The organism is Pseudescherichia vulneris (assembly GCF_902164725.1).
Lineage (GTDB): Bacteria > Pseudomonadota > Gammaproteobacteria > Enterobacterales > Enterobacteriaceae > Pseudescherichia > Pseudescherichia vulneris.
This window is the reverse complement of record NZ_LR607338.1, coordinates 1051084-1063372: the sequence shown is the minus strand read 5'-3', so window position 1 is coordinate 1063372 and position 12289 is coordinate 1051084. Positions and strand designations below refer to the sequence as shown.

12 protein-coding genes are annotated in these 12289 nt (G+C 53.9%); all 12 read left to right on the top strand.

Translation table 11 applies throughout. The features are described from left to right. Positions 1 to 37 precede the first annotated feature (37 nt). The 12 genes from rsmG (at position 38) to glmS (ending at position 12271) form a co-directional block, all read left to right on the top strand. The gene (gene rsmG, locus FN633_RS04320; protein ID WP_154056863.1) at positions 38 to 661 is read left to right on the top strand and encodes a 16S rRNA (guanine(527)-N(7))-methyltransferase RsmG; all 624 of its coding nucleotides are present in this window, start codon (positions 38 to 40) and stop codon (positions 659 to 661) included. 614 nt (positions 662 to 1275) lie between these two features. Then, on the top strand, positions 1276 to 1656 hold the full coding sequence (gene atpI, locus FN633_RS04315) for a F0F1 ATP synthase subunit I (protein ID WP_042393520.1): 381 nt from the start codon (positions 1276 to 1278) through the stop codon (positions 1654 to 1656). 8 nt (positions 1657 to 1664) lie between these two features. Next, positions 1665 to 2483 carry a F0F1 ATP synthase subunit A gene (gene atpB, locus FN633_RS04310; RefSeq protein ID WP_154056862.1) on the top strand — a complete coding sequence of 273 codons (819 nt, stop codon included), beginning with the start codon at positions 1665 to 1667 and terminating at the stop codon, positions 2481 to 2483. Positions 2484 to 2533: 50 nt separating this feature from the next. Further along, positions 2534 to 2773, top strand: coding sequence for a F0F1 ATP synthase subunit C (gene atpE / locus FN633_RS04305; protein WP_000429386.1), 240 nt, complete (start codon positions 2534 to 2536; stop codon positions 2771 to 2773). A gap of 62 nt (positions 2774 to 2835) precedes the next feature. Then, entirely contained in the window at positions 2836 to 3306 is a 471-nt protein-coding gene (atpF, locus tag FN633_RS04300) for a F0F1 ATP synthase subunit B (RefSeq protein ID WP_042393514.1), read from the top strand. A gap of 14 nt (positions 3307 to 3320) precedes the next feature. Further along, a complete protein-coding gene (gene atpH / locus FN633_RS04295; protein ID WP_042393511.1) occupies positions 3321 to 3854 on the top strand; it encodes a F0F1 ATP synthase subunit delta in 534 nt (177 codons plus the stop codon). A gap of 12 nt (positions 3855 to 3866) precedes the next feature. Further along, positions 3867 to 5408, top strand: a complete 1542-nt coding sequence (gene atpA / locus FN633_RS04290) for a F0F1 ATP synthase subunit alpha (protein WP_042393509.1) — start codon at positions 3867 to 3869, stop codon at positions 5406 to 5408. A gap of 50 nt (positions 5409 to 5458) precedes the next feature. Then, positions 5459 to 6322: a F0F1 ATP synthase subunit gamma gene (atpG, locus tag FN633_RS04285; protein ID WP_042393507.1), complete on the top strand. Its 864-nt coding sequence runs from the start codon at positions 5459 to 5461 to the stop codon at positions 6320 to 6322. Positions 6323 to 6353: 31 nt separating this feature from the next. Further along, the gene (gene atpD, locus FN633_RS04280) at positions 6354 to 7736 is read left to right on the top strand and encodes a F0F1 ATP synthase subunit beta (RefSeq protein ID WP_042393505.1); all 1383 of its coding nucleotides are present in this window, start codon (positions 6354 to 6356) and stop codon (positions 7734 to 7736) included. Positions 7737 to 7756: 20 nt separating this feature from the next. Next, the gene (locus FN633_RS04275) at positions 7757 to 8176 is read left to right on the top strand and encodes a F0F1 ATP synthase subunit epsilon (RefSeq protein WP_042393503.1); all 420 of its coding nucleotides are present in this window, start codon (positions 7757 to 7759) and stop codon (positions 8174 to 8176) included. 702 nt (positions 8177 to 8878) lie between these two features. Further along, the gene (gene glmU / locus FN633_RS04270) at positions 8879 to 10249 is read left to right on the top strand and encodes a bifunctional UDP-N-acetylglucosamine diphosphorylase/glucosamine-1-phosphate N-acetyltransferase GlmU (RefSeq protein ID WP_154056861.1); all 1371 of its coding nucleotides are present in this window, start codon (positions 8879 to 8881) and stop codon (positions 10247 to 10249) included. 192 nt (positions 10250 to 10441) lie between these two features. Next, on the top strand, positions 10442 to 12271 hold the full coding sequence (gene glmS, locus FN633_RS04265; protein ID WP_154056860.1) for a glutamine--fructose-6-phosphate transaminase (isomerizing): 1830 nt from the start codon (positions 10442 to 10444) through the stop codon (positions 12269 to 12271). Positions 12272 to 12289 lie beyond the last annotated feature (18 nt).

Below are 12289 nucleotides of genomic sequence, written 5' to 3'. Positions count from 1 at the left end.
GCGCCACCGGGCAATTCAATTTTAGACAGGAACTACCGTGCTCAACAAACTCTCTCGTCTGCTCAACGACGCAGGCATTTCGCTCACCGATCACCAGAAACAGCAGTTGGTGGCCTATGTCGATATGCTCCACAAATGGAACAAGGCGTACAACCTCACCTCGGTACGCGATCCGAACGAGATGCTGATTCGCCACATCCTGGACAGCGTGGTGGTTGCGCCTCACCTGACGGGAACGCACTTTATCGACGTAGGAACGGGGCCTGGCCTGCCTGGCGTGCCGCTGGCCATTGTGCTGCCCCAGGCGCACTTCACGCTGCTGGACAGCCTCGGCAAGCGTATTCGCTTCCTGCGCCAGGTGCAGCACGAGTTGAAGATTGACAACATCGCGCCGGTGCAGAGCCGCGTAGAGGAGTTCCCGGCCGAGCCGCCGTTTGATGGCGTCATCAGCCGCGCCTTTGCCTCGCTCAATGATATGGTCAGCTGGTGTCATCACCTGCCGGCAGGGGAGGGGCGTTTTTATGCGTTAAAGGGCCAGCTACCTGACGATGAGATTGCTCAGCTGCCATCTGGGTTCAGCGTGGAGTCGGTGGTAAAACTGCGCGTTCCGCAGCTAGAAGGGGAACGTCATTTGGTGATCGTTAAGGCAAACTCGCTTTAATTTTTATCAAAAAATGGCAATTTTCCGCTGTAGAGAATCTGTTAAAAAAAGCGAAACAATGCAGCGGAAGATTTTTTGCTATTTAACCTTAATTTTACTGTGACTTTTCCAACCATTAACCTCCTGGTTTGATTAACCGTGAAAATAGTCAACAGGGAAAGTATCAGGCTGCTAAAAATCAGCGCAACTAATTTTACATAGATGTTAAATATTTATTAAGAATGTCAATGAAAGGTTTTTATTTTATATCGCGCTGTTTTAGAAAGAGTGGATAAGATTCATCAAAAATATCAAAAAGATGAAGCAACCTAATTTCTTATCACGAATAATATGTCCCGACCGCAAATGTTCAAATTGTGATCTGATGCACGCTTTAACATCAGTGTTGGCGCGCAATGAGCAAATTTGCACTAGCGCTCACAGTTTGTCAGAAAGTGAAAAAATAGCCCTCGGGAAATTTATTTAAACATTTATTCACCTTTTTGCTACTTATTGTTTGAAATCACGGGGCCGCACCGTATAATTTGCTCGCTTTTAGATGCTTGACTCTGAGCCGTAAAGAACGTTTTATACGACACGCGACATACCTCGAAGTGAGCAGGAGTAAAAACGTGATGTCTTTGTCGCTCTTGAGTAGAAACGTTGCTCGTAAGCTTCTGTTCATTCAGTTTCTGGCTGTGATAGTAAGTGGATTACTGTTTAGCCTCAAAGACCCCTTCTGGGGCGTCTCCGCATTATGCGGTGGACTGGCAGTCGTGCTGCCAAATATGTTGTTTATGATTTTTGCCTGGCGTCATCAGGCGCATACACCTGCTAAAGGCCGCATGGCCTGGTCCTTCGCCTTCGGTGAAGCGTTCAAGGTGTTAGCAACCTTTGTGTTGCTGGTGGTGGCGCTGGCGGTTTTGAAGGCGGTGTTTTTGCCGCTGATCGTGACGTGGGTTTCGGTGCTGGTTGTACAGATACTGGCACCCGCTGTAATTAACAACAAAGGGTAAGAGGCATCATGTCTGCAGGAGAAATCTCAACACCGCAGGAGTACATCGGTCACCATCTGAACAACCTTCAGATTGACCTGCGTACGTTCTCGCTGGTGGATCCGCATAACCCCCCGGCCACATTCTGGACGCTGAACATCGACTCCATGTTCTTCTCGGTGGTTCTGGGCCTGTTGTTCCTGATGGTGTTCCGTAGCGTTGCCAAAAAGGCAACCAGCGGCGTCCCAGGAAAATTCCAGACGGCGATCGAGCTGGTCATTGGTTTTGTCCACGGTAGCGTGAAAGACATGTACCACGGCAAGAGCAAGGTGATCGCGCCGTTGGCCCTGACGATTTTCGTCTGGGTATTCCTGATGAACCTGATGGATCTGCTGCCTATCGACTTCCTGCCGTTGATCGGTGAGAAAGTCTTCGGCCTTCCGGCACTGCGCGTGGTTCCGTCTGCGGACGTGAACATCACCCTGTCGATGGCGCTGGGCGTATTTATCCTCATTCTGTTCTACAGCATCAAAATGAAAGGCATTGGCGGCTTCACGAAAGAGCTGACGCTGCAGCCGTTCAACCACTGGGCATTTATTCCTGTCAACTTAATCCTTGAAGGGGTAAGCCTGCTGTCTAAACCGGTTTCGCTCGGTCTGCGACTGTTCGGCAACATGTATGCCGGTGAGTTGATTTTCATTCTGATTGCTGGTCTGTTGCCGTGGTGGTCACAGTGGATCCTGAATGTGCCGTGGGCCATTTTCCACATCCTGATCATTACGCTGCAAGCCTTCATCTTCATGGTTCTGACGATCGTCTATCTGTCGATGGCGTCTGAAGAGCACTGATTTTTTTACCAACACTACTACGTTTTAACTGAAACAAACTGGAGACTGTCATGGAAAACCTGAATATGGATCTGCTGTACATGGCTGCCGCTGTGATGATGGGTCTGGCGGCAATCGGTGCTGCGATCGGTATCGGCATCCTCGGAGGTAAATTCCTGGAAGGCGCAGCGCGTCAACCGGATCTGATCCCTCTGCTGCGTACTCAGTTCTTTATCGTTATGGGTCTGGTGGATGCTATCCCAATGATCGCTGTAGGTCTGGGTCTGTACGTGATGTTTGCTGTCGCGTAGTAAGCGTTGCTTGATTTTTACGGGCAATATCAGAACGTTAACTAGATAAGAGGCATTGTGCTGTGAATCTTAACGCAACAATCCTCGGCCAGGCCATCGCGTTTGTCCTTTTCGTTCTGTTCTGCATGAAGTATGTATGGCCGCCGTTGATTGCTGCCATCGAAAAACGTCAAAAAGAGATTGCTGACGGTCTTGCTTCTGCTGAACGAGCTAAAAAGGATCTGGACCTTGCACAGGCCAACGCGACCGACCAGCTGAAAAAGGCGAAAGCGGAAGCCCAGGTAATCATTGAGCAGGCGAACAAACGTCGTGCTCAGATCCTGGACGAAGCCAAAACCGAAGCAGAGCAGGAACGTACTAAAATCGTGGCGCAGGCGCAGGCAGAAATTGATGCCGAACGTAAGCGCGCTCGCGAAGAGCTGCGTAAGCAGGTTGCGGTCCTGGCTGTTGCTGGCGCCGAGAAGATCATCGAACGTTCCGTGGATGAAGCTGCTAACAGCGACATCGTGGACAAACTTGTCGCTGAACTGTAAGGAGGGAGGGGCTGATGTCTGAATTTGTTACGGTAGCTCGCCCCTACGCCAAAGCAGCTTTTGACTTTGCCGTCGAACACCAGAGTGTAGAGCGCTGGCAGGATATGCTGGCGTTTGCCGCCGAGGTGACAAAAAACGAACAAATGGCAGAGCTTCTCTCCGGTGCGATAGCACCGGAAGCGCTCGCTAAGTCGTTTATCGCAGTATGTGGAGAGCAGTTGGACGCCAACGGCCAGAACCTGATTAAGGTGATGGCAGAGAACGGTCGTCTAAATGCGCTCCCTGATGTTCTTGAGCAGTTTATTCAATTGCGTGCAGCCAGCGAGGCTACCGCTGAGGTTGAAGTCACCTCGGCAACCGCACTGAGTGAAGAACAGCTTTCGAAAATCAGCGTCGCGATGGAAAAACGTCTGTCACGCAAAGTGAAGCTGAATTGCAAAATCGATAAGTCTGTGATGGCAGGCGTTATCATCCGTGCGGGTGATATGGTCATTGATGGCAGCGTACGCGGCCGTCTTGAACGCCTCGCAGACGTCTTGCAGTCTTAAGGGGACTGGAGCATGCAACTGAATTCCACCGAAATCAGCGAACTGATCAAGCAGCGCATTGCTCAGTTCAATGTTGTGAGTGAAGCTCACAACGAAGGTACTATTGTTTCTGTAAGTGACGGTGTTATCCGTATCCACGGTCTTGCTGACTGTATGCAGGGTGAGATGATCTCCCTGCCGGGTAACCGTTACGCTATCGCACTGAACCTGGAGCGCGACTCCGTAGGTGCCGTAGTAATGGGTCCGTACGCTGACCTCGCCGAAGGCACAAAGGTTAAGTGTACCGGCCGTATTCTGGAAGTGCCGGTCGGCCGTGGCCTGCTGGGCCGCGTGGTAAACACCTTGGGTGCGCCAATCGACGGTAAAGGTCCGGTAGAACACGACGGCTTCTCGCCGATCGAAGTTATCGCACCGGGCGTAATCGAACGTCAGTCCGTCGACCAGCCGGTTCAGACCGGTTATAAGTCCGTTGATGCCATGATCCCAATCGGCCGTGGCCAGCGTGAGCTGATCATCGGCGACCGTCAGACCGGTAAAACCGCGATGGCAATCGATGCGATCATTAACCAGCGTGACTCCGGCATCAAGTGTGTGTACGTGGCTATCGGCCAGAAAGCGTCCACCATCGCTAACGTAGTGCGTAAGCTGGAAGAGCACGGTGCTCTCTCCAACACTATCGTTGTGGTGGCTACCGCGTCTGAATCCGCTGCGCTGCAGTACCTGTCGCCGTATGCTGGCTGCGCCATGGGCGAATACTTCCGCGACCGCGGTGAAGATGCACTGATCGTATACGATGACCTGTCCAAACAGGCCGTTGCTTACCGTCAGGTCTCCCTGCTGCTGCGTCGTCCGCCAGGACGTGAAGCATTCCCGGGCGACGTGTTCTACCTCCACTCCCGTCTGCTGGAGCGCGCATCCCGCGTAAACGCTGAGTACGTTGAGAACTTCACCAAAGGTGAAGTAAAAGGTAAAACCGGCTCCCTGACCGCGCTGCCGATCATCGAAACCCAGGCGGGTGACGTTTCTGCGTTCGTTCCGACCAACGTAATCTCGATTACCGACGGTCAGATCTTCCTGGAAACCAACCTGTTTAACTCCGGTATTCGTCCGGCGGTTAACCCGGGTATCTCCGTATCCCGTGTGGGTGGTGCTGCTCAGACCAAGATCATCAAGAAACTGTCCGGTGGTATCCGTACCGCGCTGGCACAGTATCGTGAACTGGCTGCGTTCTCCCAGTTCGCATCCGATCTGGATGAAGCAACCCGTAAACAGCTGAGCCACGGTCAGAAAGTGACCGAGCTGCTGAAGCAGAAACAGTACGCTCCAATGTCTGTTGCGCAGCAGGGTCTGGTGCTGTTCGCGGCTGAACGCGGTTACCTCGAAGATGTGGAACTGGCGAAAATCGGTAGCTTCGAAGCCGCTCTGCTGGCTTACGTTGACCGTGACCACGCTCCGCTGATGCAAGAGATCAACCAGTCCGGTGGCTATAACGACGAAATCGAAGGCAAGCTGAAAGGCATCCTCGATTCCTTCAAAGCAACCCAGTCCTGGTAACGTCTGGCGGTCTGTCCTAGGGCAGACCGCAAGGCATTGAGGAGAAGCTCATGGCCGGCGCAAAAGAGATACGTAGTAAGATCGCAAGCGTCCAGAACACGCAGAAGATCACTAAAGCGATGGAGATGGTCGCCGCTTCCAAAATGCGTAAATCGCAGGACAGAATGGCAGCCAGCCGTCCTTATGCAGACACCATGCGCAAAGTGATTGGTCACCTTGCACACGGTAATCTGGAATATAAGCACCCTTACCTGGAAGAACGCGACGTCAAGCGCGTGGGCTACCTGGTGGTGTCTACCGACCGTGGTCTGTGCGGTGGCTTGAACATTAACCTGTTCAAAAAACTGCTGGCGGATATGAAAGCGTGGTCCGACAAGGGCGTTCAGAGCGAACTCGCGATGATCGGCTCGAAGGGCGTCTCGTTCTTCAACTCCGTAGGCGGCAACGTTGTCGCTCAGGTAACCGGCATGGGGGATAACCCTTCCCTGTCCGAACTGATCGGCCCGGTAAAAGTGATGTTGCAGGCCTACGACGAAGGTCGTCTGGACAAGCTTTACATCGTCAGCAACAAATTTATCAACACCATGTCCCAGTCTCCGACCATCACCCAGCTGCTGCCGCTGCCGGCATCAGAGGATGACGATCTGAAACATAAAGCATGGGATTACCTGTACGAGCCCGATCCGAAAGCGCTGCTGGATACCCTGCTGCGTCGTTACGTCGAGTCGCAGGTGTATCAGGGTGTTGTAGAAAACCTGGCCAGCGAGCAGGCCGCGCGTATGGTGGCGATGAAAGCCGCAACCGATAACGGCGGTAGCCTGATTAAAGAGTTGCAGTTGGTTTACAACAAAGCTCGTCAGGCCAGCATAACTCAGGAACTCACCGAAATCGTCGGTGGCGCGTCTGCGGTTTAACCAGGTTTAGGAAATTCGTAGAGGATTCAAGATGGCTACTGGAAAAGTTGTCCAGGTAATCGGCGCCGTGGTGGACGTCGAGTTCCCGCAGGACGCCGTACCGAACGTGTACGACGCCCTCGAAGTGACAAATGGTAATGAGCGTCTGGTGCTGGAAGTTCAGCAGCAGCTCGGCGGCGGTATCGTACGTACCATCGCTATGGGTTCTTCCGACGGTCTGCGTCGTGGTCTGGAAGTTCAGGATCTCGAGCACCCGATCGAAGTGCCGGTAGGTAAAGCGACCCTGGGTCGTATCATGAACGTACTGGGTCAGCCGATCGATATGAAAGGCGACATCGGTGAAGAAGAGCGTTGGGCTATCCACCGCGCAGCACCGTCCTATGAAGAGCTCTCCAGCTCTCAGGAACTGCTGGAAACCGGCATCAAGGTTATCGACCTGATGTGTCCGTTCGCCAAGGGCGGTAAAGTCGGCCTGTTCGGCGGCGCGGGCGTGGGTAAAACCGTAAACATGATGGAGCTGATCCGTAACATCGCGATCGAGCACTCCGGTTACTCCGTGTTTGCAGGCGTGGGTGAGCGTACTCGTGAGGGTAACGACTTCTACCACGAGATGACCGACTCCAACGTTCTGGACAAAGTATCCCTGGTGTACGGCCAGATGAACGAGCCGCCGGGAAACCGTCTGCGCGTTGCACTGACCGGCCTGACCATGGCTGAGAAGTTCCGTGACGAAGGTCGTGACGTTCTGCTGTTCGTTGACAACATCTATCGTTACACCCTGGCCGGTACGGAAGTATCCGCACTGCTGGGTCGTATGCCTTCAGCGGTAGGCTACCAGCCGACCCTGGCGGAAGAGATGGGCGTTCTGCAGGAGCGTATCACCTCCACCAAAACCGGTTCTATCACCTCCGTACAGGCGGTATACGTACCTGCGGATGACTTGACTGACCCGTCTCCAGCCACCACCTTTGCGCACCTTGACGCAACCGTGGTTCTGAGCCGTCAGATCGCGTCTCTGGGTATCTACCCGGCCGTTGACCCGCTGGACTCTACCAGCCGTCAGCTGGATCCGCTGGTGGTTGGCCAGGAGCACTACGACACCGCGCGTGGCGTACAGTCTATCCTGCAGCGTTACCAGGAGCTGAAAGACATCATCGCCATCCTGGGTATGGATGAGCTGTCTGAAGAAGACAAACTGGTGGTAGCACGCGCTCGTAAGATCCAGCGCTTCCTGTCCCAGCCGTTCTTCGTGGCAGAAGTCTTTACCGGTTCTCCGGGCAAATACGTCTCCCTGAAAGACACTATCCGTGGCTTTAAAGGCATTATGGAAGGCGAGTACGATCACCTGCCGGAGCAGGCGTTCTACATGGTGGGTTCCATCGACGAAGCCGTGGAAAAAGCCAAAAAACTTTAACGCCTTAATCGGAGGGTGATATGGCAATGACTTACCACCTGGACGTGGTCAGCGCAGAGCAACAGATGTTCTCTGGTCTGGTCGAGAAAATCCAGGTAACGGGTAGCGAAGGTGAACTGGGGATTTTCCCGGGTCACGCCCCGCTGCTCACCGCCATTAAGCCTGGTATGATCCGCATCGTGAAACAGCACGGTCATGAAGAGTTTATCTATCTGTCTGGTGGCGTACTTGAAGTACAGCCGGGCACCGTGACCGTACTGGCTGATACCGCGATTCGTGGCCAGGATCTCGACGAAGCGCGAGCCCTGGAGTCGAAGCGTAAAGCAGAAGAGCACATTAAGAGCTCGCACGGCGACGTGGATTACGCTCAGGCGTCTGCGGAGCTGGCCAAAGCTATTGCGAAACTGCGCGTTATCGAGTTGACCAAAAAAGCGATGTAACACCGGCTTGAACGTACGAAGCCAGTCTGGTCTCCAGGCTGGCTTTTTTTATGCCTGCGTACCGGTAATGCGGCTATTGAAAAGGTGTTTTATCTTTTTTGTGAGTTTCATCACAAAAATGTTGATCGATTAATCAACACGGCGTAGACTTATTTTTGTGAAGTAAGTCACACTAATGAATCCATCGACCGGGAAAACATCATGAAACTGATTAACAAAATCATCGCTTTCTTCAATAACATGAACGTTTCTTTTGGTACGTTTAATCTGTAATGACTAAAGATACCGCCGATTAGAACTACAATCGCTGACGGTATAAACAGAACATAACAAGGGCTGCCTATTGGGCGGCCTTTGTGTTTTATATTCCTCGACAAATATCGCCCGATCGACCTGGATTCTCCTCTTCTGGATGCCCTTATACTCACCTTCAATTTGCGCCGAAGCGGCAGCGGGTTTACTGCGCTCTCTTTATTCAGGGAACGAAAGAAACGTAAAAACATCGGCATAGCGAGTACATGTGCAGCAAAATGTACGCGTAACGCGGTAATTCGTTCTATGATGGACCAAAATAGGGGGATCAGCGCGAATAAAAGATGCCAAATGCACATTTTATACGCACCCCATTTCACGTTGAAAAAAATGTAGTATTTTCAACAGTAAACGGTAAAAATTCTTCTTCAAACTAGAGTCAGGACGCGTATGTTGAACAGTAGCATGAGCGTGGTGATCCTTGCCGCTGGCAAGGGAACCCGTATGTATTCGGATCTTCCTAAAGTGCTTCATACTCTCGCCGGGAAAGCGATGGTACAGCATGTCATTGATGCCGCGAATAATCTCGGCGCACGTCACGTTCACCTGGTCTACGGCCACGGCGGCGATCTGCTTAAACAGACGCTGCGTGACGACAACCTGAACTGGGTGCTGCAGGCGGAACAGCTGGGTACGGGCCATGCTATGCAGCAGGCTGCCCCTGGTTTTGCCGGCGATGAAGATATCCTGATGCTCTACGGAGACGTACCGCTGATCTCCGTTGAGACACTGCAGCGTCTGCGCGATGCCAAGCCGCAGGGCGGCATTGGACTGCTCACCGTGAAGCTTGACGATCCTACCGGCTATGGCCGTATCACCCGTCAAGACGGGAAGGTCACCGGCATCGTTGAGCATAAAGACGCGACCCCTGAACAGCATAAAATTCAGGAGATCAATACGGGCATCCTGATTGCCAACGGTGCGGATCTGAAGCGCTGGCTGGGCAAGCTCACTAACGACAATGCGCAGGGTGAGTACTACATCACCGACATTATCGAGCTGGCTTACCTGGAAGGGCGTGAGATCGCGGCGGTGCATCCGCAGCGTCTGAGCGAAGTTGAGGGGGTGAACAACCGTCTGCAGCTTTCTCGTCTTGAGCGCGTCTATCAGTCCGAGCAGGCAGAAAAGCTGCTGCTGGCGGGCGTCATGCTGCGCGATCCGGCACGTTTTGACCTACGCGGTACGCTGAGCCACGGTCGAGATATCGAGATCGATACCAACGTTATTCTGGAAGGTAACGTCACCCTGGGCAGCCGGGTCAAAATCGGCGCGGGATGCGTGATCAAAAACAGCGTTATCGGTGACGACTGCGAAATCAGCCCCTACAGCGTGGTAGAAGATGCCACTCTTGAAGCGGCCTGCACCATCGGTCCGTTTGCCCGTCTGCGCCCTGGCGCGGAGCTGCTGGCTGGCGCGCACGTTGGTAACTTCGTCGAGATGAAAAAGGCGCGGTTGGGCAAAGGCTCGAAGGCGGGACATCTGACCTATCTGGGCGACGCGGAGATTGGCGACAACGTTAACATCGGCGCAGGGACTATTACCTGTAACTACGATGGGGCCAATAAGCATAAAACCATTATCGGCGATGACGTCTTTGTCGGCTCTGATTCGCAGTTTATCGCCCCGGTGAGCGTGGCCAGCGGCGTTACCATTGCTGCGGGAACCACGGTGACCCGTGACGTTGCCGAGGACGAACTGGTCATCAGCCGAGTGAAACAGACCCATATCAAGGGCTGGAAGCGTCCGGTCAAGAAGAAGTAAACCATTTTGTAGGTCGGGCAGGCGCTAGCGTCGTCCGGCATACAGGGATGAGGAGGTCAATATAGATCTCCCGCCCACCAGCAGTAGCTATAAATATAACCCCACTCTCTACAAGGCTCGGGGCGCCCGGAAAACGGGTAACGCAGGTTGACCGACAACGCATGGCTTACGCCATAATCAGGAAATCTAACTATGTGTGGAATTGTTGGCGCAGTTGCGCAGCGTGATATTGCTGAAATCCTTCTCGAAGGCTTACGTCGTCTCGAATACCGTGGCTATGACTCTGCCGGTCTGGCAGTGGTCGACAGTGAAGGGCATATGACCCGCCTGCGTCGTCTCGGTAAAGTCCAGATGCTCTCTCAAGCAGCCGAAGAGCATCCGCTGCATGGCGGAACCGGTATTGCCCATACCCGTTGGGCAACGCACGGTGAGCCGTCTGAAGGCAACGCTCACCCGCATGTCTCTGAACATATCGTGGTGGTGCATAACGGCATTATTGAGAACCACGAGCCGCTGCGCGAAGAGTTAAGATCGCGCGGCTATGAATTTGTCTCCGAAACCGATACCGAGGTGATCGCTCACCTGGTGCACTGGGAGCTGGCAAAAGGCGGTTCGCTGCGCGATGCCGTTCTGCGCGCTATCCCGCAGCTGCGTGGCGCATACGGTACGGTTATCATGGATACCCGCGACCCTGACACGCTGCTGGCCGCCCGCTCCGGTAGCCCGCTGGTTATCGGCCTTGGCATGGGCGAAAACTTCATCGCCTCTGACCAGCTGGCCCTGCTGCCGGTGACCCGTCGCTTTATCTTCCTCGAAGAGGGCGATATTGCGGAAGTGACCCGCCGTAGCGTCGTGGTATTCGATCGTTCAGGCCACGAAGTGAAGCGCCCGGACATCGAATCTAATCTGCAATATGATGCGGGCGATAAAGGTATCTACCGCCACTACATGCAGAAAGAGATCTACGAGCAGCCGAACGCCATTAAAAACACCCTGACCGGGCGTATCAGTCACGGTGAGATCGATCTCAGCGAGCTGGGCGAGAAAGCCAACGAGATGCTCGCTCAGGTTGAGCATATCCAGATCATTGCCTGCGGGACCTCCTACAACTCCGGGATGGTGTCACGCTACTGGTTTGAATCGCTGGCCGGTATTCCGTGCGATGTGGAAATTGCCTCTGAGTTCCGCTACCGCAAATCTGCCGTGCGCCGCAACAGCCTGATGATCACCCTCTCCCAGTCCGGTGAGACGGCGGACACCCTGGCCGCGCTGCGCCTCTCCAAAGAGCTGGGCTACCTCGGTTCGCTGGCGATCTGTAACGTGCCGGGCTCCTCGCTGGTGCGTGAATCCGATCTGGCGCTGATGACCAACGCTGGCACTGAGATCGGCGTGGCGTCTACCAAAGCCTTCACCACCCAGCTCACCGTGCTGCTGATGCTGGTGGCGAAGCTGAGCCGCCTGAAGGGTCTGGACGCCTCTATCGAGCAGGATATCGTGCATGGCCTACAGGCGCTGCCGAACCGTATCGAGCAGATGCTATCCCAGGACAAACGCATTGAAGCACTGGCAGAGGACTTCTCTGAGAAGCATCACGCCCTGTTCCTTGGCCGTGGCGATCAGTATCCTATCGCGCTGGAAGGCGCGCTGAAGCTGAAAGAGATCTCCTACATCCACGCGGAAGCCTACGCCGCAGGCGAGCTGAAACACGGCCCGCTGGCGCTGATTGATGCCGATATGCCGGTTATCGTTGTGGCACCTAACAACGAACTGCTGGAAAAACTGAAGTCCAACATCGAAGAAGTTCGCGCCCGTAGCGGTGTGCTCTATGTCTTCGCTGGCCAGGATTCCGGTTTCACCAGCAGCGATAACATGCACATTATCGAACTGCCGCACGTGGAAGAGGTGATTGCGCCAATCTTCTACACCGTGCCGCTGCAGCTGCTGGCCTACCACGTCGCGCTGATCAAAGGCACCGACGTTGACCAGCCGCGCAACCTCGCCAAGTCGGTAACTGTAGAGTAATCAGTTAGTTATTTCATG